General features: G+C 41.7%; 18 protein-coding genes. All 18 read left to right on the plus strand.

Going from position 1 to position 20337, the window contains the following annotated elements:
- Positions 1–62: 62 nt before the first annotated feature.
- The 18 genes from DXA60_RS15855 to DXA60_RS15935 all read left to right on the plus strand — a co-directional run bounded on the left by DXA60_RS15855 (position 63) and on the right by DXA60_RS15935 (position 19795).
- The gene (locus DXA60_RS15855) at positions 63–1280 is read left to right on the plus strand and encodes an iron-containing alcohol dehydrogenase (RefSeq protein WP_117922293.1); all 1218 of its coding nucleotides are present in this window, start codon (positions 63–65) and stop codon (positions 1278–1280) included.
- Between the two features lie 223 nt (positions 1281–1503).
- Complete coding sequence (locus DXA60_RS19940; protein WP_117922294.1) at positions 1504–1665, plus strand: hypothetical protein; 162 nt, start codon at positions 1504–1506, stop codon at positions 1663–1665.
- Positions 1666–1881: 216 nt separating this feature from the next.
- Positions 1882–4518: a pyruvate, phosphate dikinase gene (ppdK, locus tag DXA60_RS15865; RefSeq protein WP_117922295.1), complete on the plus strand. Its 2637-nt coding sequence runs from the start codon at positions 1882–1884 to the stop codon at positions 4516–4518.
- A gap of 245 nt (positions 4519–4763) precedes the next feature.
- Positions 4764–5399, plus strand: coding sequence for a TetR/AcrR family transcriptional regulator (locus DXA60_RS15870; RefSeq protein ID WP_117922296.1), 636 nt, complete (start codon positions 4764–4766; stop codon positions 5397–5399).
- Between the two features lie 38 nt (positions 5400–5437).
- Positions 5438–5617: a hypothetical protein gene (locus tag DXA60_RS19345; RefSeq protein ID WP_241070692.1), complete on the plus strand. Its 180-nt coding sequence runs from the start codon at positions 5438–5440 to the stop codon at positions 5615–5617.
- Positions 5618–5641: 24 nt separating this feature from the next.
- Entirely contained in the window at positions 5642–5728 is an 87-nt protein-coding gene (locus DXA60_RS19815; protein WP_241071010.1) for an FMN-binding protein, read from the plus strand.
- A 25-nt stretch (positions 5729–5753) separates the two neighbouring features.
- Positions 5754–6527 (plus strand): EFR1 family ferrodoxin, encoded by a 774-nt coding sequence (locus DXA60_RS15880; protein ID WP_117922297.1) that lies wholly within the window; start codon positions 5754–5756, stop codon positions 6525–6527.
- A 106-nt stretch (positions 6528–6633) separates the two neighbouring features.
- A complete protein-coding gene (locus tag DXA60_RS15885; RefSeq protein WP_199536240.1) occupies positions 6634–7905 on the plus strand; it encodes an erythromycin esterase family protein in 1272 nt (423 codons plus the stop codon).
- Positions 7906–8062: 157 nt separating this feature from the next.
- Positions 8063–9259, plus strand: a complete 1197-nt coding sequence (locus DXA60_RS15890; RefSeq protein ID WP_117922298.1) for an exonuclease SbcCD subunit D — start codon at positions 8063–8065, stop codon at positions 9257–9259.
- A 65-nt stretch (positions 9260–9324) separates the two neighbouring features.
- Positions 9325–13137, plus strand: a complete 3813-nt coding sequence (locus tag DXA60_RS15895; RefSeq protein WP_117922299.1) for an AAA family ATPase — start codon at positions 9325–9327, stop codon at positions 13135–13137.
- A gap of 285 nt (positions 13138–13422) precedes the next feature.
- Positions 13423–13632, plus strand: coding sequence for a sulfur carrier protein ThiS (gene thiS, locus DXA60_RS15900; protein WP_241070691.1), 210 nt, complete (start codon positions 13423–13425; stop codon positions 13630–13632).
- A gap of 117 nt (positions 13633–13749) precedes the next feature.
- Positions 13750–14529 carry a thiazole synthase gene (locus tag DXA60_RS15905; RefSeq protein WP_117922300.1) on the plus strand — a complete coding sequence of 260 codons (780 nt, stop codon included), beginning with the start codon at positions 13750–13752 and terminating at the stop codon, positions 14527–14529.
- 159 nt (positions 14530–14688) lie between these two features.
- Complete coding sequence (thiH, locus tag DXA60_RS15910) at positions 14689–15897, plus strand: 2-iminoacetate synthase ThiH (RefSeq protein ID WP_117922301.1); 1209 nt, start codon at positions 14689–14691, stop codon at positions 15895–15897.
- Positions 15890–16501: a thiamine phosphate synthase gene (locus DXA60_RS15915; protein ID WP_117922302.1), complete on the plus strand. Its 612-nt coding sequence runs from the start codon at positions 15890–15892 to the stop codon at positions 16499–16501. The genes thiH and DXA60_RS15915 overlap by 8 nt, the downstream gene beginning before the upstream one ends.
- A gap of 99 nt (positions 16502–16600) precedes the next feature.
- On the plus strand, positions 16601–17299 hold the full coding sequence (minC, locus tag DXA60_RS15920) for a septum site-determining protein MinC (RefSeq protein WP_117922303.1): 699 nt from the start codon (positions 16601–16603) through the stop codon (positions 17297–17299).
- Between the two features lie 21 nt (positions 17300–17320).
- Complete coding sequence (gene minD, locus DXA60_RS15925) at positions 17321–18112, plus strand: septum site-determining protein MinD (protein ID WP_117922304.1); 792 nt, start codon at positions 17321–17323, stop codon at positions 18110–18112.
- Positions 18113–18123: 11 nt separating this feature from the next.
- On the plus strand, positions 18124–18399 hold the full coding sequence (minE, locus tag DXA60_RS15930) for a cell division topological specificity factor MinE (protein ID WP_006857669.1): 276 nt from the start codon (positions 18124–18126) through the stop codon (positions 18397–18399).
- Between the two features lie 208 nt (positions 18400–18607).
- Positions 18608–19795: a MalY/PatB family protein gene (locus tag DXA60_RS15935; protein ID WP_117922305.1), complete on the plus strand. Its 1188-nt coding sequence runs from the start codon at positions 18608–18610 to the stop codon at positions 19793–19795.
- Positions 19796–20337 lie beyond the last annotated feature (542 nt).

Genomic DNA, 20337 nt, shown 5'->3' on the forward strand with positions numbered 1-20337 from the left:
ACACATAAAATACAGTATTGTGTCAGGGGGCAGCCAGAGGATGGCAGCAGATTGGAGGAAAGATGGCAAGATTTACATTACCACGCGATTTGTATCATGGAAAAGGGGCATTAGAAGCATTAAAGACGTTTGAAGGCAAAAAGGCGATCATCTGTGTAGGCGGTGGTTCCATGAAACGTTTTGGCTTCTTAGACCGTGCAAAACAGTATCTGGAAGAAGCCGGTATGGAAGTACAGCTTTTTGAGGGAATTGAGCCGGATCCATCTGTGGAGACTGTAATGAAGGGTGCAAAAGCGATGGAGGAGTTTGAACCAGATTGGATCGTTGCGATTGGAGGAGGTTCACCGATCGATGCAGCGAAGGCAATGTGGATCAAATACGAGTATCCGGATATCACATTTGAGGATATGTGCAAAGTGTTCGGTATTCCGAAACTTCGCAAAAAAGCGCATTTCTGTGCAATTTCTTCCACTTCAGGAACTGCAACAGAGGTAACAGCATTCTCTATTATTACAGATTATCAGAAAGGTATCAAATATCCGATCGCTGATTTTGAGATCACACCGGATGTTGCGATCGTAGATCCTGAACTTGCAGAGACGATGCCGCAGAAACTTGTTGCACACACCGGAATGGATGCAATGACACATGCGATCGAGGCATATGTATCTACTGCAAACTGTGATTTCACAGACCCGCTTGCACTGCATGCGATCAAGATGATCCAGAGAGATCTGGTAGGATCTTATAACGGGGATATGGAAAAGAGGGATAACATGCACAATGCACAGTGCCTTGCCGGTATGGCATTTTCCAATGCACTGCTTGGTATCGTTCATTCCATGGCACATAAGACCGGTGCTGCATTTGCGGATTACGGCGCACATATCATCCACGGTGCAGCCAACGCAATGTATCTGCCAAAAGTTATCGCGTTCAATGCAAAAGATGAGACGGCAAAGAAACGCTATGGTGAGATCGCTGATTTTATGGGACTTGGCGGAGATTCTTTAGATGAGAAAGTTGATCTGCTGATCAGATATCTGCGCGGCATGAATGATGACTTAAAGATTCCGCACTGCATCAAAAATTATGGCGCAGACAGTTATCCGGTGGAGCAGGGATTTGTGCCGGAAGAGGTATTCTTAGAGAGACTGCCGGAAATCGCAGCCAATGCCATCTTAGATGCTTGTACCGGATCGAATCCGCGTCAGCCGAGTCAGGAGGAGATGGAGAAACTGCTGAAGTGCTGCTACTATGATACGGAAGTAGATTTCTAGGATTTTTAGAATCTGAGAAGAAAAAGAAAAAGAAAAAGACAGACGGATTTTCCGGTTGGGAGGGAATGATCCGTCTGTTTTTATGTGCGTTCAGCGAAGCCGATGCATGGGCTTAAGTCATTCTCGTGGACTTGCTGTGGGCTTATTTTATCCTTTGGACTTACGACTTTGAACTTTGTGCCCTGTGGTTGTGGGTCCTTTTCTGGTTTATCTGAGATTCCAGATGCACCGGCAGCTACTGTTTCCAACTTGTGCTGGTTCTGCGTGGATCATAAAAGTTGACACCACATGGTACCGTGATAAAAAATGTACCAAAAAGGTAACCTCAATTAAAAAAGGCAGCACAGGGAAAATGACGCTGTATGCGAAGTGGAAAAAGAAATAAATACTTACAAAATGTTCCACATCACGAAACAAAGTTTTACATTGTGAAAATGTAACAAAAAAACAGGGATAAATAGCAAAAAAAATGTTGCTATTTAGACAAAATATGATAGAATGAATATGTGCGTTTTAGAAATGTACATGACATGGCTTGATTATGGAAACAAATACAGTGTCCATAATTACATAGTAATATAATTTAGGAGGAATTATCAAAATGGCAAACAAATGGGTGTATATGTTTAGCGAAGGCGACATGACCATGCGTAACCTGCTTGGCGGTAAAGGTGCCAACCTTGCAGAGATGACAAGCATCGGACTTCCTGTACCACAGGGATTCACAATCACAACAGAGGCTTGTACACAGTACTATGAAGATGGTCGTAAGATCAACGACGAGATCATGGCTCAGGCTATGGAAGGCGTTAAGAAAATGGAAGAGATCAACGGAAAGAAATTCGGCGATCTTGAGAATCCATTGTTAGTATCTGTTCGTTCAGGAGCAAGAGCTTCCATGCCAGGTATGATGGATACCATCTTAAATCTTGGTTTAAATGACGAAGTAGTTGCTGCTATGATCAAAGGTAATCCGGATCCTGCATTCGAGCGTTTCGTATATGACTCATATAGACGTTTCATTCAGATGTTCTCAGATGTAGTTATGGAAGTTGGTAAAAAATACTTCGAGCAGCTCATCGACAAGATGAAAGAAGAAAGAGGCGTTAAATTCGATATCGACCTCACAGCAGCTGACTTAAAAGAGTTAGCAGAGCAGTTCAAGGCTGAGTACAAGAATCAGTTAGGAACAGATTTCCCTTCAGATCCTGTTGAGCAGTTAAAACTTGCTATCGAGGCTGTATTCCGTTCATGGGACAACCCACGTGCGAACGTATATCGTCGTGATAACGATATCCCATATTCCTGGGGTACTGCAGTTAACGTAATGCCTATGGTATTCGGTAACTTAAATAACGAATCTGGTACAGGTGTTGCATTTACACGTGATCCTGCAACTGGTGAGAACAAACTGATGGGTGAGTTCTTAATCAATGCACAGGGTGAGGACGTAGTTGCCGGTGTTCGTACACCTATGCCGATCGCTCAGATGGAGAAAGAGTTCCCGGAGGCATATGCAGACTTCCTTAAAGTTTGTGAGACTCTTGAGAATCACTATCATGATATGCAGGATATGGAGTTCACCGTTGAGAACAAGAAGTTATACATGCTTCAGTGCCGTAACGGTAAGAGAACAGCTCCAGCTGCACTTAAGATCGCTTGTGATTTAGTAGACGAGGGACATAAGACTCCAGAAGAGGCAGTCGCTATGATCGATCCTCGTAACCTTGATACATTACTTCATCCACAGTTTGATGCTGCTGCATTAAAAGCTGCTACACCGATCGGAAAAGGACTTGGTGCTTCTCCGGGTGCTGCCTGCGGTAAGATCGTATTCACAGCAGAGGATGCTGAAGAGTGGAATGCAAGAGGAGAGAAAGTCGTATTAGTGCGTCTTGAAACTTCTCCGGAAGATATTACTGGTATGAAAGCTTCCCAGGGTATCTTAACAGTTCGTGGTGGTATGACATCTCACGCAGCCGTAGTTGCACGTGGTATGGGTACCTGCTGTGTATCCGGATGTGGCGATATCGCTATGGACGAAGAGAATAAGAAATTCACATTAGCTGGCAAAGAGTTCCATGAGGGAGATTATATCTCTATCGATGGTACAACCGGTAACATTTACGATGGAGCTATCAAGACAGTTGACGCTACGATCGCTGGTGAGTTCGGACGTGTTATGGCATGGGCTGATCAGTTCAGAACTCTTAAGGTTCGTACAAATGCAGATACTCCTGCAGATGCTAAGAAAGCTCGTGAGCTTGGTGCAGAAGGTATCGGTCTCTGCCGTACAGAGCATATGTTCTTCGAGGAAGACAGAATCGCTGCTTTCCGTGAAATGATCTGCTCCGATACAGTAGAAGAGAGAGAAGCTGCATTAGAGAAGATCCTGCCATATCAGCAGGGAGACTTCGAAGCATTATATGAAGCTCTGGAAGGCAACCCAGTTACTATCCGTTTCCTTGATCCGCCTCTTCATGAGTTCGTTCCTACTGAGGAAGCTGACATTGAGAAACTTGCAAAAGCTCAGGGTAAATCTGTTGAGACAATTAAGAACATCATCGCTTCTTTACATGAGTTCAACCCAATGATGGGACACAGAGGATGCCGTCTTGCAGTTACTTATCCGGAAATTGCAAAGATGCAGACAAAAGCTGTTATCCGTGCAGCAATCAACGTTCAGAAGAAACATTCTGACTGGACTGTAAAACCTGAGATCATGATCCCATTGGTTTGCGAAGTAAAAGAGTTAAAATATGTAAAACAGGTTGTTGTTGAGACAGCAGATGCTGAGATCGCAGCAGCAGGTATCAAACTTGATTATGAAGTAGGTACTATGATCGAGATCCCAAGAGCTGCTCTTACAGCTGATGAGATCGCTAAAGAGGCTGACTTCTTCTGCTTCGGTACAAACGACTTAACACAGATGACATATGGATTCTCTCGTGACGATGCTGGTAAGTTCTTAAATGCTTACTATGATAAGAAAATCTTCGAGAACGATCCATTTGCAAAACTTGACCAGACAGGTGTTGGTAAGTTAATGGAGACAGCTATTAAACTTGGAAAACCGGTTAATCCGAAACTCCATGTTGGTATCTGTGGTGAGCACGGTGGAGATCCTTCATCTGTTGAGTTCTGCCACAAGATTGGTCTGGATTATGTATCCTGTTCACCATTCCGTGTGCCGATCGCTCGTTTAGCTGCAGCACAGGCTGCTATTGCAAATAAATAATTTGTTGTAAGGTAAAATGTTGCCTGTGCTGCATGCACAGTGCAGCAATTGCAAACAAATAATGTGTATTGCATAAATTAAAAAGGGGATATGTTATTTTTGGGAGAAGGTAATATATAGAGAGAAAACCCGCATGAACCGAAAGGTTTGTGCGGGTTTTTTGTGTGTAAGGGTAAGGATTGACAATCCATATATTTGTCAATATAATTAAACTGAGAGTTTAATTAATAAAAAAGGAGAGGTATATGGGACGAAGAAAAAAAGAACCGAGGGCAGTACATAGAGAAAATATTGCGTCAGCGGCATCGGTATTGTTTATGGAAAATGGAATTACGGCAACTTCCATGAGCGATATAGCAAAAGCTGCCGGGTACAGCAAAGCTACGTTATATGTATATTTTGAAAACAAAGAGGAGATCGTTGGTCTGCTGGTTTTAGAGAGCATGCAAAAATTATATGGATATATAGTTGCTGCGTTAGAAGAGCAGCAGACAACAAGGGCGAGATACGATATGATCTGTAAAGGTTTAATACAGTATCAGGAAGAATTTCCGTTTTATTTTAAAATGGTGTTAGACAAAATTAATGTTGATTTTAAAGATCATGATTATCTGCCGGAAGAGAAAGCTACCTATCAGGTAGGGGAAGAAATCAATGAAAAAATGAAAGAATTTTTAGCGGCAGGCATTCAAAAAGGCGATTTGCGTGAAGATTTAAAAATAATGCCTACGATCTTTCAGCTTTGGGGAATGTTAGCAGGACTGATACAGCTTGCGGCGAATAAGGAAGAATATATCAAAATGTCGATGGATTTATCGAAGAGCGAATTTTTAGAGGATGGGTTTTGCATGCTGTATCATTCCATAGAAAATATTCTATAAAAAAAATACCAGAATAATAGAAAGAGGAGGAGTTTGAAATGAGTATATCCAGAAAAAAGATAGTGATGATTCTTATTATGTTGTTTCTTCTTTTAGCATTAATTTTTGGAACTGCTTATATAGATCGTGTAGGAGAGTATAAGCGGGCTGTAAAGGAAACGACTATTGAAGAAGTAAATATTTCGGATATTCCGGATGGAGTTTATATCGGAGAATAAAATGAGATCGTTGATGAACAGAGAATAGACGTCGATACCGTTTCAGGTGCGACGAATTCGAGTATTGTTATTAAGAAGGCGGTTGAGGTTGCACTTAAAGGAGCTGCATAAAATTTTATTGGGAGTGAGTAAGTGTATGTTAGGAATCTATTTGAGTGGTACAGGCAATACGAAACATTGTGTTACAAGACTGGTGAAATTAATTGATGCGTCAGCCGATGTGGTTCCATTAGAGGATGAATCTGTTACTGATAAAATAAAAAGGAATGAAACGATTATCCTGGGATATCCGACGCAGTTTTCGAATGCACCATATATGATCAGAGATTTTATCCAAACGCATGCCTCTTTATGGACGGGCAAGAAAATGATATGTGTCGCGACCATGGGAGCATTTAGCGGGGACGGCGCCGGATGTGCAGCGAGACTTCTGAAAAAATACGGAGCAGTAATCTTAGGCGGCGTACATATTAAAATGCCGGATTCCATATGTGACAGTAAAATGTTGAAAGAATCAGTGGAAGAAAATGAAAAGATCATCAGGAAAGCGGATGAAAAATTGAAAGAAGCTGCAGAACGGATCAGGCAGGGGGATTATCCTGCGGAGGGGCTGACAATTTTCGCCCATATAGCAGGACTTTTTGGACAAAGGCTCTGGTTTTATAAAAAAACAGCGGGATATACCGACCAGCTAAAAATAAATCAGGATTGCGTGGGATGTGGTAAGTGTGCAAAAATCTGCCCCATGAAAAATATCACGATGGAGAATGGAAGACCTCATCCAGGTGGCAAATGTACGATGTGTTACCGCTGTATATGTAATTGTCCACAAAAGGCGATCACACTTTTGGGAAGTAAAGTTATCTTGCAATATAAATTTGAAGATTCTTCCAATCTTACAAAAATGTAAGATTTATCAGGGAAATGTAAGCTAATAAAATGGCGGTACATTTCCTTTTTTGTTAAGATAAAGTCGTGAATTAAGTAAAGCAGATAATTTTTGGGGAGGGAAATTTATGAAAAAGAAAAAACATTCGCGAATCTGGGCTGTCGTAGGTATAATCCTGCTGGGTATAGTTGCTGTCGGCAGTATATATTCTCATTTTGGAGGATTTGGTACCGGACCATGTGCTGATGAAACGGAATTTATGCAATACGCAGACCAGGTGGATAATATAAAAATACCGGAGAAAACAAAGATTGTGGCATTAGGGGAAGCATCCCATGGAAATGTAGGGTTTCAGCAGTTAAAACTTTCCGTATTTCAAAATCTGGTGGAAAATGCCGGGATAAGGGCATTTGCACTGGAGGGAGACTATGGCGGATGTGAGTATGTGAACCGTTACATTCACGGCGGGGAAGGAACGGCAGAGCAGGCTGCCGCGGCGATTGGCTTTGCAATATACAGAACCGATGAGATGGCAGATCTGATTTCTTATATGCGAAAATACAATGAGACTGCAAAGGCTGGAGATGACTTAAGATTTTATGGGTTTGACATGCAAAACTGGTCCTATAATCTGCAGTATCTGACCGAGGCATGTAAAGCGTCAGGAATCGACGTAACTGAACTGAAAAAATTAGAAGACAATGACGAGGCAGACGGCGGCTATGATATTGAGGAACAGACCAGGATTATAATGGAGATAAAAAAAGAATTGCAGGAATCAGATGCGAAAGACATTAAACAGGCAGATCATCTGGCAGATACGCTGCTGCAGAATATTTCTCTTGGAAAAGTGATCGATTCTGCCGTAGAAGGAAATGCGCTCAGAGATCAACGGATGGCAGAAAATGTGATGTGGATTCTTTCTATGGAAGAACAACGGGGGAATGCATGTATTTTTATTTCCGGTCACAATGGACATATAGAGCGGTCTGGAAATTATGGCACGGATAACAGGGTTATGGGAAATATTTTATCGGATGAACTTGGAGAAGGATATTTTGCAATAGGAACAGATTTTTACAAGACAAACTGCAATCTTCCGAAAAGTGATGGAAAGCGTATCACGCACACGTTTTATTCGTATGATCCTCTTGCAAAAGCCGCGAAGAAAGCCGGTTATGATATGTGCTGGCTGGATTTTTCAAAGGTTCCGGAAAATTCAAAACTGAAAGAACAGATTACAGATCATGTTTCTATGGGATCATTAGGAGAGGGTTACAGTGCGTTTTTTATGAGTATTTTCCCTCAAAGTTACCGCATATCACAATCGCCGGAAAAATTGTATGATGGAATGATTTTTGTTGCGGATGCACATCCGATAGAGATCCGGGAAGAGTAGAAAAATAATCGGTCAGGTCTTTGAAAATTGTGTTTTGATTTTCAGAGACCTGATTTTTGTGAAAAAGTAACAAAAACAAAACATATGTTTGCATTGCGCGGTGTTATGTGGTACATTTAAATCAAATATTACGATTGATATAGTACAGGGGGAGAACATGAAATTTCTTCATATCTCAGATTTACATATTGGGAAACGTGTCAATGAGTTTTCCATGATCGAAGATCAGAAATATATTTTACGGCAGATCAAAAAAATTGCATTGGAGCAGCAGGTGGATGCAGTTATGATCGCGGGGGATATTTATGATAAGCCAGTTCCGTCTGCAGAGGCGGTACAGTTGTTTGACAAGTTTCTGACAGAACTTGCAGATTGCGGGAAAAAGGTATTTGCAGTCAGTGGAAACCATGATTCAGCGGAACGCATTGCATTTGGTGCGCAGCTTATGAGCAGCCGGGAAGTTTATGTTTCTCCGGTTTATGATGGAGAGGTAAGATGCGTTACCTGTCAGGATGAATACGGAGAACTGTGTATCTGGCTGCTTCCGTTTATACGTCCTGCGGTTGTGCGCCATGCGTGGAGAAATGTGACAGAGGGGATATCTATTGGGAAAAATGATGCCGGGACAAAACAGGATCTTGCGAAAGAAGATAACGTGGAGACAGTGGAAACATATCAGGATGCACTGCAGTATGTCGTATCACACATGCCGGTAGACATATCAAAGCGTAATATATTAGTGGCACATCAGTTTGTGACAGGTGCAGCCCGTTGTGAGTCGGAAGAAGTTTCTGTTGGCGGATTAGACCAGATCGAGGCGGGAGTATTTAATATTTTTGATTACGTTGCACTGGGGCACATTCACAGTCCACAGTATATCAGCCGGGAGACACTGCGTTATTGCGGAACACCGCTCAAGTATTCTTTTTCAGAGGCAGAACAGGAAAAGTCTGTTGTTGTTATGGAGATAAAGGAGAAGGGGGATATCTGTATTGAAAAGGTTCCATTGAAACCTCTTCGTGATCTGCGTAAGATTCGTGGAACCTACATGGAACTGATGGCAAAAGATTTTTATGAGGGCACAGAAACGGACGATTATCTGCAGATCACGCTGACTGATGAGGAAGATGTCCCGGATGGAATGGCGAAACTTCGGACGGTATATCCCAATCTGATGCAGCTTGTCTATGATAATAGCAGAACCAGACAGAGCAGGCAGGTTGAAGTGACGGAGCATGTGGAGCAAAAGTCAGAGATAGAATTGTTTGAAGAATTTTACGAGATACAAAATAATCAGCCGATGAATGAAGAACAGCAGAATTTTGTAAAAAAACTATTAGAGGAATTACATTAATATTGTAAATAACTATTTGATCTCAATATTATTATGTTTTCATAAAACAGGAAAAAGGAGCGGTTATGAAACCAGTCAGTCTTACAATAAGTGCATTTGGACCATATGCGGGAGAACAGACCATAGATTTTGAACGGCTTGGATCACAGGGATTATTCCTGATTACAGGAGATACCGGAGCAGGAAAGACTACAATTTTTGATGCGATCACATTTGCATTGTACGGGGAAGCCAGCGGTGATGTGCGCAAAGCGGATATGTTCCGCAGTAAATACGCCAAAGCGGATGTGAAAACATTTGTGCGTCTGACGTTTGAGTATGCAAATAAGCGGTATATCGTAGAACGCAATCCGGAATACATGCGTCCAAAAGGACGCGGAACTGGAATGACAATGGAAAAAGCGAATGCTACGTTAGAGTATCCGGATGACAGGGAACCGGTGACAAAAAGCAGAGAGGTTACACGTGCCATCACAGAACTGATTGGTTTAGACTGCAAACAGTTTACCCAGATAGCGATGATCGCACAGGGAGATTTTCAGAAAGTATTGTTTGCAAATACGGAGGAGAGAGGAAAGATCTTTCGACAGATATTCGGTACAGATATTTACCGTGTGCTGCAGGAACGGCTGAAAGATGCTGTGAAAAAGCAGTGGAGAGAATATGATGAACTGCGGCGCAGTATCAATCAGTATATGGATGGAATTGTTTGTGATAGTGATTCATTGAATGAAGAAGGGGCAGCAATCGCTGAAAAAATGAACCTGCTCAAAAAAGAAAAGTTTGATGGCAGGGTGGAAGAGGGAATTTTGCTTTTAGAGCAGCTCTGCCAGGTACAGAAAGAGTCATTAGAATATTTACAGAATGAGAAACAGACACTTGATGAAAAGATCAGAAGTGCGGATGAACTCAGTGGAAAAGTACGGGAAAATACAAAAAGAAAGCAGTTATTAGAAGAGAAAAAGCAAAGATTAAAGGAATTAGAACCACTACTTATAAAGGCAAAAGAAGATATGTTGTACGCCCAAGAAGCAGCAAAAGACTGCGAAAGATTAGACAGGGCAGTGGAGGAATATGAAAAGAAGCTGACACTATATGAAAAAATCCAGAAACTTGACCTGGCACAGCGGACAAAACAGCAGGATATAGAAGAGAAAGTTCAAAAAAAGCAGCAGGAGGAACAGAGAAAAATCAGGCTGGAGGAAAAACTGCAGCAGGAGAAAGAAAATTTAAAATCATATGAGGGTGCTACTGTAGAAAAACAGCGTGTGGAACGGGAAATCCACACAATTACAGAAAAAAGAGATTCGTTAGAAAATCAGAAAAAAAAGATTGTTGAACTGGAAACAGCACTTTCAGTCAGAAAGGAAAGTTTAAGTTTACAAAAGAAAACAGAAGATCATCTGTTAATGCAGGAACAAAAACTAAAAGAAGAACAGGAACAGAAGAAAGATGCTGCAGGCTGTGAAATTGTCTGTAAGAACGCATTAAATGATATCCGGCAGAAAATAAGAAATCTGACAGAGATTACGGAACAGTTGGAAACGGCAGCAAAAGAAGTGAAAAGACTGGGCATGGAACAGGATAATGCACAGAAGAAGTATGATACGAAAAGCAGCGAACTGCAGCAGCAAAAAGAAGTGTTAGAGCAGGTTTCCGACGCAGAAAGAAGGGAAAAACAGGCTGAAACAGAGAGTATTAAGGTATCGGAAGCAATACGCAGACAGGATGAGCTGGAAGATAAGTTAGAAGATTGGGAAAAAATCAGTAAAAACAGGGAAAAGGCACAAAAAGAGTATCAAAAAGAGGTCACAGCGCAAAAACAGATCAGTGAGCATTACAGGAAGATGGAGCAGCAATTCTGGGATGCACAGGCAGGAATATTGGCACAGGGACTGAAAGAAGAAGAACCGTGCCCGGTCTGTGGCTCAGTGCATCATCCCCTGCCGGCAGTTATACCACAGGAGACTCCGGAGAGGGATGAGTTAGAGAATGCGAAAGCGGAGGATGCAAAATCAAGGGAAAAAGTCAGCAGGCTGAGTGAAAAGGCACATCAGCTTATGGTACAGGAAGAAGAAAAAATATCTGCTGTATTAAAAGATGCAAAGGAATTATTGGGAATATCTGATGACAAAATGTCTTTAGCAGAGATCAGGCTGGAGAATCAAAAACAAAAGAATGCGAATGAGGTACAAAGACAAGAATATAAAAGTCAAAAAGAAAAGGCAAAGAATGATTTGGACACAAAGAATCTGTTAGAACAAAAGATGCAGGATACGCAGAATGAACTGACGCTGTTAAGTGAAAAGAAGAATGCCCTTGGACAGAAGAATGCTACGGCAAAGGAACGTTATACACAGCAGAAACAGCAGTGGGAGAAAAATATTGCTGACTGTGGCTTTATGCTGGAAAATACAGAAGATTCCCAGATTGTTTTATCACAGCTTTCCCAAATTGAAAGAGAACGAAATATGCAGTTTTTGCAGGCAAAAAAAGACAGGGAGCGTGTGGAACAGATTGCAGGTGAATTAAAAGAAAGTGAAGAATCAAAGCAAAAAATACGTGTAACGATCAGCAGCATCCAGGAAGAAATCGCAAAACTGACAGGAAATAAAGAGACTGTCGAAAAGCAGATGAGAACAGACATGCAGTCTGTATGCAGTCAGGCAGATATCTTCGGAAATACCGGCACTACTATCGTGCAGAAAATACAGGAAGCAGAGCACGAACAGATGGCTTTCGCAGAGGATGTGATTGTCATGATGCAAAATGCAGCCAGTGAAAAACAGGTGGAATTATCCAAAAAGCAGGAGAAAGAACGAAAAAAGGCTGCATTAGAAAAGCAGATTCCGCTTGATGAAACAGAAATAAAAGAACTTACCAGTCAGATCGGTGCGGCAGAAAATGAGATAATACGTTTACAGACAGAGTATGTAAACGAAGAAAAAGGTTTAAAAGAACTGAAAGAGCAGGTAGAAGATATTACAAAAGAGGAAGTACAGTCACAGATAGAAAAATGTACGGAACAAAAGAAAAATCTTGAAGAGAACAGGGAAAAGACGAGGGAAACCTATAATAATTACGAAAAAAATACGGAGAGTGAAAAAGGTGCTATTCAGGTACTTCTTGGTCAGATTAGGGAGACAGAAAAGTTGATAGCACTTCCGGAAGAAGAAATCGAAAAACAGGCGGAAGAACTGCGGACAAAAAGAAGTGAGATCGAAGAAAACAGGGCATCAAAATATACTTCTTATCATGCGAATATGAATATCTGTGAAAATGTCAGTAAAAAACAAAAGGAGATTGCACAGACTGAACAGAAATATGTCTGGATGAAGTCGCTTTCCGATACAGCAAGCGGTATGTTGACCGGAAAGGCAAAGATCGAATTAGAAACTTACGTGCAGATGGCTTACTTTGACCGGATATTGATCCGTGCAAACAGGAGAATGCTTACGATGAGCAGTGGGCAGTATGAACTGCAGCGTGAGGAGGAGACAGGAAGCCGCAAGGAAAAAGCAGGATTGGAACTTTGTGTGGTAGACCATTATAACGGAACAAAGCGCAGTGTCAAGACACTTTCCGGCGGAGAGTCATTTCAGGCATCATTGTCGCTTGCACTTGGATTGTCGGATGAGATACAGTCTTATGCAGGCGGAATCCGTATGGATTCCATGTTTGTGGATGAAGGGTTTGGCTCGCTTGATGAGGATGCCCTAGAGCAGGCATTAAAGGCATTGTTACAGCTTACAGAGGGTAATCGTCTGGTAGGCATCATTTCACATGTATCGGAACTAAAAGACCAGATTGACAAAAAAATCATTGTAACGAAGCATCGGACGCCGGAAGGTGTCAGCAGTGCTGCACAAGTGGAGTAAAATATAGTGAATTAGTATAAACTTTTTTTCTTGACTTCACCACTGTATAGTGCTATCATCTGAAATAGAGTGAGCAGAGCGTTCATGAAGGGGTACACCACCTTGGGTGTATTTCTTTGTGAACGCTTTTTTTGATTCATAGGAAATTACGTCCTATGAATCAAAAAGCCCTCCGGGCAGGATGCGCATCTCGCGGAGAAGAAGTTAGCTGTAAATAGCACTGCTCGAGTGCGAAAGAGTCGCAAGCGACTCTTTGTTTTTGCCTGAAAAAACAAAAGGAGGAAAATGAAAGGATTTATGGAGATCAATGGAAAGCATGCAACGTTGCCGGAAGGGACAACGATACTTGATTACTTAGAGCAGAATCATTACGTGTTAGCACAGATTGCAGTTGAGCACAATTATGTGATTTTAGACAGGGAAGATTATGCGAAAGTTGTTTTAAAGGATGATGACATTTTAGAAATTGTCAGTTTTATGGGTGGCGGCTGTTAAGCTGGCATAAGCGGAATATCTGGCAGAAATAAAGAAAATTGTAAAAGAAAAAAGAGTTGATAGCTGTGTTATCAGAAAAGATATAACAGTACAGACATAACAGAAAAGAGGAAAAAAATGAGTGAAATGACGAAAGATACATGGACATTAGGAGGACATGAGTTTACCTCCAGATTTATATTAGGTTCCGGAAAATATTCCTTAGAGCTGATTGATGCAGCAGTAAAAGAAGCAAAAGCAGAGATCGTGACGATGGCACTGCGACGTGCAAATGAGGGTGGTGTGGCAAATATCTTAGATTATATTCCAAAGAATGTGACATTGCTGCCAAATACATCCGGGGCACGAAATGCAGAGGAGGCAGTCCGTATTGCAAGACTGTCAAGACAGATCAGCGGCAGTGATTTTGTGAAAATCGAGGTCATTCATGATTCAAAATATCTGCTGCCGGACAATTATGAGACAGCGAAAGCAGTAGAAGTGTTAGCAAAAGAAGGATTTGTTGTAATGCCATATATGTATCCGGATCTCAACGCAGCACGTGATATGCAAAACGCAGGTGCAGCCTGTATCATGCCGCTTGCGGCGCCGATCGGTTCAAACCGTGGAGTATGTACAAAAGATTTTATCCAGATATTGATCGATGAGATCGACCTGCCGATTATCGTGGACGCTGGCATTGGAAAACCATCCCAGGCATGTGAAGTTATGGAAATGGGAGCAGCAGCGGTTATGGCAAATACTGCGATTGCGACAGCAGGTGATATTCCGGCAATGGCATCTGCTTTCCGTGAGGCTATCGAAGCCGGAAGAAAAGCATACCTGTCGGGTTGTGGACGTGTCAAGATGGGTGGGGCAAGTGCATCTTCTCCACTGACGGGTTTTCTCTCTGAATAATTCAGAAGAATCAGAGTGGCAAATATGGGAGCAGAATAAAAATTAGTTTTATGGAAATTTTGAATCAGAAAATATAATGCATTTTTTATAATTTGATTTGAACAGAAAAATGAATATAAAAAGTTTCGGGTTCAAAATAAGCACAGGGGATAAAAAATCATGGAACATATCAATGAAAGTATTTTAAGCGACGAGATAAAGGAACACCAGAAAGAAGCAAGAATCGATCATATGACATATTTGCCGGGGATGGAAGCGTTGAGATCCGATATCACAAAACAGGTGGTTGAAGTAATGCAGGCATATGATTATGACAGTTACACAGCGGAAGATGTACGGAGGGCACTTACAAAAAGAAACCGTACACCAGAAGATTTTGCAGCGTTGCTGTCACCTGCGGCAGAGCCTTTTATTGAAGAAATGGCACAGTGCGCAAAGGTGGAAAAAGAAAATCATTTTGGTAATTCTGTCTGCTTTTTTACACCACTTTATATTGCAAATTATTGTGAAAACTACTGTATTTACTGTGGATTCAACTGTCATAACCGCATCCGCAGGGCAAAGCTGAATACAGAGGAAATTGAAGCAGAAATGGCTGAGATCGCAAAATCAGGTCTGCAGGAAATATTGATTCTGACAGGTGAGAGCAGAAAAATGTCGGATGTGGAATATATTGGAGAAGCATGCAAAATTGCAAGAAAATATTTTAAAGTCATAGGACTTGAAGTTTATCCGATGAATTCTGATGAATATGCATATCTGCACAAATGCGGTGCAGATTATGTGACCGTTTTTCAGGAAACCTATAATTCAGATAAATACGAGACACTTCATTTAGCAGGACACAAACGTATTTTTCCATACCGTATGGAGGCACAGGAGCGTGCAATCCGCGGCGGTATGAGAGGTGTGGGATTTGCAGCACTGTTAGGGCTGGATGATTTCAGAAAAGATGCGTTTGCGACAGGAATGCATGCTTATCTGCTGCAGAGAAAATACCCGCATGCAGAGATTGCTTTTTCCTGTCCGAGACTTCGTCCGATTATCAATAATGACAAGATCAACCCGATGGATGTGCATGAAAAACAGCTTCTGCAGGTTGTGACGGCGTACCGTCTGTTTATGCCATTTGCAAGTATAACGGTTTCTACCAGAGAGTGTGCGAGGGTAAGAGACAGTCTGATGGAGATCGCTGCAACAAAGATTTCCGCGGGAGTCAGCACCGGTATCGGAAGCCATGCAAAGGGACTTGAGGATCAGGGAGATGAGCAGTTTGAAATTTCGGATGGAAGGACAGTAAAACAGGTGTATGATGCATTGCTTGAAGAAGGACTGCAGCCTGTTATGAGTGACTATATTTATGTATAAAAAAGAAAATCCAATTCCGGGAAAAATAATTGCGGTTACAAATCGCACACTTTGTGACCGCTCATTTTTAGAACAGGTTAAAAGAGTATGTGAAAAGAAACCAGCGGCGCTGATATTAAGAGAAAAAGATCTGCCGCAAACAGAATATGAAAGTCTGGCAATACAGGTTTTAAAAATTTGTGCAGAATATGGGGTGATCTGTATTCTGCACAGTTATCTGGAAGTCGCAGAGCGGTTAGGGAGCAGGTACATTCATCTGCCGCTTCCATTATTAAGAGTTTATATGGAAAAAACGGAAAATGGGAAAATGCAGACAGAGACAAAAGTTAAAATGATCTTAGGCTGTTCCGTTCATTCTGTGGAGGATGCTATCGAGGCGGAAAAACTAGGTGCATCTTATCTGACCGCAGGTCACATTTTTGCCACAGATTGTAAGAAGGGGCTTCCGCCGCGTGGGACAGAATTTTTAAAACAGGTGTGTAAAGCCGTGCATATACCGGTATACGCTATCGGTGGAATCGGGTTTGGTGATGGAAAAGTTGACCTTGTGTGTGAATGTGGGGCAGAGGGAGCATGTATCATGTCAGCGTTTATGACAATATAACATAAAAAATATAAAAATTTCAATCAAATTTCTCATGTCGCATTGCACCTGTTTCAAGAATCTGCTATACTAAATCGGATAGTAAAGTGGAGGGACGATATGTCACAGGCAGTTGTTATAAAAAGTAATAAATACGGGATACATCTTGTATTAAGCAATGAGATATCTTTTAAAGCACTTTTAGATGCCATCGTCGAGAAGTTCAAAGAGTCAGAGAAGTTCTTTAAAGGGGCAAAACTGGCGATTTCTTTCGAGGGAAGAAAGCTGACACATGATGAAGAAATGGCTATCATTGATGCAGTGACATCTAATACAAGTATCGAGATATTGTGCATTGTAGATCATGATCCGGACCGTGAAGCATACGTCAAGCAGCAGATCGAAGAATATCAGGCATCTGTGCAGCAACCGTATGTGGATGGAGGGACTCAGTTTTACCGCGGAACGCTTCGCTCAGGTCAGACACTTGAGAGCGAAACAGGTATTGTAGTGGTAGGTGATGTCAATCCGGGCGCAGCAGTCATGGCAAACGGCAGTATCGTTGTACTTGGAGCGGTAAAAGGAAGTGTCTATGCAGGACTTGGTGGAGATGACAGTGCATTTATCGTTGCACTGGATATGGACCCGATTCAGATCCGCATTGGAAATGTTCTGGCAAAGAGTCCGGACAAACCTTTTGGCAGGCGTAAAATAAGAAAAAAGGTCAAGGAAACGACCACGTCTCCGCAGATTGCGTATTTAAAAGATGGAACAATCTGTATTGAACCGCTGACAAAAGAACTATTAAGCGATATTTAACGGCAGGAGGAATTTTTTGAAATGAGTGAAGTTATTGTAATTACGTCCGGAAAGGGCGGAGTTGGTAAAACGACTACAACCGCAAATGTTGGAACAGGTCTGGCACAGTTAAATAAAAAAGTAGTGCTGATCGATACCGATATCGGACTTCGTAACCTGGATGTTGTAATGGGACTTGAAAACCGCATTGTTTACAACCTGGTAGACGTTGTAGAAGGAAACTGCCGTGTTGAGCAGGCATTGATCAAAGACAAAAAATATCCGAATTTATGTCTTTTACCGTCAGCACAGACGAGAGATAAGTCAGCAGTATCTCCGGAGCAGATGCAGGCGCTGATCGAAGATTTAAGACAGGATTTCGATTATATTTTATTAGACTGCCCGGCAGGAATCGAGCAGGGATTTAAGAATGCCATTGCAGGTGCAGACAGAGCACTTGTAGTTACAACACCTGAGGTTTCCGCAGTGCGTGATGCAGATCGTATCATCGGACTGCTTCAGGCAAACCAGATCCAAAAGGTTGATCTTATCGTAAACCGTCTGCGTATGGACATGGTAAGACGTGGCGATATGATGAATGTAGAAGATGTGTGCGATATTTTAGCGATCAATCTGATCGGTGCAGTACCGGATGATGAGAATATCGTAATTTCTACGAACCAGGGTGAGCCGTTAGTTGGCAGCAACTGTCTTGCAGGACAGGCATATAAAAATATCTGCCATCGTATTCTTGGCGAGGAAGTCGCATTCCTTGATCTTGAGGCAAAACAGGGAGTATTTTCAAAATTAAAAGATTTATTTAAGAAAAATTAGGAGGAACAGTCATGGGATTGATGGACTTATTTAAAAAGAAAAGTTCCGGTGATGTTGCAAAAGACCGTTTAAAACTTTTGCTGGTGACTGACCGCGCAAGCTGTTCCCCGGAAATGATGGAGCAGATCAAAAACGAGATCATTCAGGTAATTTCAAAACATATGGATATTGATATGGAAGGCCTTGACATCCAGATCACACAGACAGAGTCAGAGTCAAACAATGGAACTGTACCGGCATTGTTTGTTAATATTCCAATCCGTGATATCAGACACGGAAATTCATAAAAACTTATCATTATATATAAGAGATCATAGACTGTTCGAAGGAGAATACAGATTTTCGTTTGAACAGTCTTTTTTAGTACTATTGACATATGATATTGAAAATGCTAATATCATACTAATTTGATATGAATTAAATGATAAAAGAGAAAAAGGATGCGGCAACTGATAACAGAAATACAAAGGATGAGCAAAGGAGCAGTATCCCGGAATGGAGTATGTCATGAAGTACGATTTTGATGAAGTAGTAGAGCGAAGAGGAACCGGATGTTTAAAATATGATTTCGCAAAAGAGCGTGGAAAAAAAGAAGATGTATTGCCACTGTGGGTTGCTGATATGGATTTTAAGACTGTGCCGGCGGTAACAAAAAGACTGCAGAAAGCAGTGGAACATGGGATTTATGGGTACAGCGACAGTAAGGAAGATTATTTTGCAGCAGTGTCAGGATGGTACCGTGATCATTTTGACTGGAACACAAAGCAGGAATGGATGATAAAAACTCCAGGGGTCGTTTTTGCACTTGCGGCAGCAGTACGTGCTTATACAGAAAAAGGCGATGCCGTACTGATTCAGCAGCCGGTATACTATCCATTCCGTCAGGTGATCGAATCAAATGACAGAAAGTTAGTCAGCAGTGATCTCGTCTTGCGGGATGGTCATTATGAGATTGATTTTGAAAATTTTGAGGCAAAAATAAAGGAACATCAGATTCATTTGTTTTTACTCTGCAGTCCGCATAATCCGGTAGGACGTGTCTGGAAAGAATGGGAATTAAGAAAGATCGGAGAAATATGTCTGAAATATCAGGTTATTGTTGTCAGCGATGAGATCCATAGTGATTTTGTGTATCCGGGAAATAAACATTATGTATTTGCGTCTATAGAACCGGAATTTGAGAAGATATCCGTGATCTGTACAGCACCAAGCAAAACATTCAATCTTGCCGGACTTCAGGTGTCAAATATTTTTATTGCTGACGAAGGATTGCGTAAAAAATTTATCCGTGCGGTGGATCAGGCGGGGTACAGTCAGGTAAACCTGATGGGACTTGTCGCGTGTCAGGCTGCTTATGAAGAAGGAGCAGAATGGCTTTTGCAGTTAAAAGAATATCTGCTTGGAAATCTTTCCTTTGTACGTGAATATCTGAAAGAAAATCTGCCAGAAGTCAAATTGATCGAGCCGGAAGGAACGTATCTGATCTGGCTGGATTTTGAAGCGCTTGGACTGGAAAGAAAAGAACTAGAGGCTCTGATCGATAAAGCCGGACTGTGGCTGGATGCCGGAGCTATTTTTGGAAAAACAGGAATAGGATTTGAGCGCATTAATATTGCATGTCCGAGAAGAACATTAGAGCAGGCGTTTGTGCAACTGAAAAAAGTGGTGGATCAGTTGAAGTAGTATGGGATAAATGCGTTGCCTGCCAAATGCTGGTTTGCGGGTGACATGAGTTTCCTCGTGCAGGGTGGTTCCGGGGGTTTTCGATTGGCAAATTGCATCAAGCCGGGACTCTTTTTGTTCCGTTGTACGAAAATAAGAAAGTCTAAGTATGCCTGATTTATATTGTGGCGGAGTGACGTGTGCGTCTTAAATGTGCCATCCGGGCACATTAAGACTTGTGCTGCCGTCCGTGGCAGCACAACACTGTGTTACGGACAGGCATCCTAAGAGTTTCTAATTTTCTTCCAAAGTCAAAAAACGAGTCCCGGCTTGATGCGATTCGCCAGCCGCAAGGTTGTGAACCACCCTTCGTCGGGGAACTCACATCACAACCTTGGGGGTGCGTAAATTTTTGTGACATTCATTTCAAAAATGTCGAAAAATCTCGACGAAATCTGTTATATCTATGCTTTTAACCATACATACTTGGAATAATAATCTGCATTATTAGTCTGTTAATTTACGAAATGATTAATGTAATGCAACATAGCAGATGAAACTTC

Origin of the sequence: Roseburia sp. OF03-24, from assembly GCF_003463035.1 — a bacterium.
In the GTDB taxonomy this organism is placed as follows: Bacteria; Bacillota; Clostridia; order Lachnospirales; family Lachnospiraceae; genus Roseburia; species Roseburia rectibacter.

Bases quoted from the DNA above. Each gene is read 5' to 3' on its own strand.
- DXA60_RS15855 (WP_117922293.1), top strand. From the start codon at position 63: ATGGCAAGATTTACATTACCACGCGATTTGTATCATGGAAAAGGGGCA.
- DXA60_RS19940 (WP_117922294.1), top strand. From the start codon at position 1,504: ATGCACCGGCAGCTACTGTTTCCAACTTGTGCTGGTTCTGCGTGGATC.
- ppdK (WP_117922295.1), top strand. From the start codon at position 1,882: ATGGCAAACAAATGGGTGTATATGTTTAGCGAAGGCGACATGACCATG.
- DXA60_RS15870 (WP_117922296.1), top strand. From the start codon at position 4,764: ATGGGACGAAGAAAAAAAGAACCGAGGGCAGTACATAGAGAAAATATT.
- DXA60_RS19345 (WP_241070692.1), top strand. From the start codon at position 5,438: ATGAGTATATCCAGAAAAAAGATAGTGATGATTCTTATTATGTTGTTT.
- DXA60_RS15880 (WP_117922297.1), top strand. From the start codon at position 5,754: ATGTTAGGAATCTATTTGAGTGGTACAGGCAATACGAAACATTGTGTT.
- DXA60_RS15885 (WP_199536240.1), top strand. From the start codon at position 6,634: ATGAAAAAGAAAAAACATTCGCGAATCTGGGCTGTCGTAGGTATAATC.
- DXA60_RS15890 (WP_117922298.1), top strand. From the start codon at position 8,063: ATGAAATTTCTTCATATCTCAGATTTACATATTGGGAAACGTGTCAAT.
- DXA60_RS15895 (WP_117922299.1), top strand. From the start codon at position 9,325: ATGAAACCAGTCAGTCTTACAATAAGTGCATTTGGACCATATGCGGGA.
- thiS (WP_241070691.1), top strand. From the start codon at position 13,423: ATGAAAGGATTTATGGAGATCAATGGAAAGCATGCAACGTTGCCGGAA.
- DXA60_RS15905 (WP_117922300.1), top strand. From the start codon at position 13,750: ATGAGTGAAATGACGAAAGATACATGGACATTAGGAGGACATGAGTTT.
- thiH (WP_117922301.1), top strand. From the start codon at position 14,689: ATGGAACATATCAATGAAAGTATTTTAAGCGACGAGATAAAGGAACAC.
- DXA60_RS15915 (WP_117922302.1), top strand. From the start codon at position 15,890: ATGTATAAAAAAGAAAATCCAATTCCGGGAAAAATAATTGCGGTTACA.
- minC (WP_117922303.1), top strand. From the start codon at position 16,601: ATGTCACAGGCAGTTGTTATAAAAAGTAATAAATACGGGATACATCTT.
- minD (WP_117922304.1), top strand. From the start codon at position 17,321: ATGAGTGAAGTTATTGTAATTACGTCCGGAAAGGGCGGAGTTGGTAAA.
- minE (WP_006857669.1), top strand. From the start codon at position 18,124: ATGGGATTGATGGACTTATTTAAAAAGAAAAGTTCCGGTGATGTTGCA.
- DXA60_RS15935 (WP_117922305.1), top strand. From the start codon at position 18,608: ATGGAGTATGTCATGAAGTACGATTTTGATGAAGTAGTAGAGCGAAGA.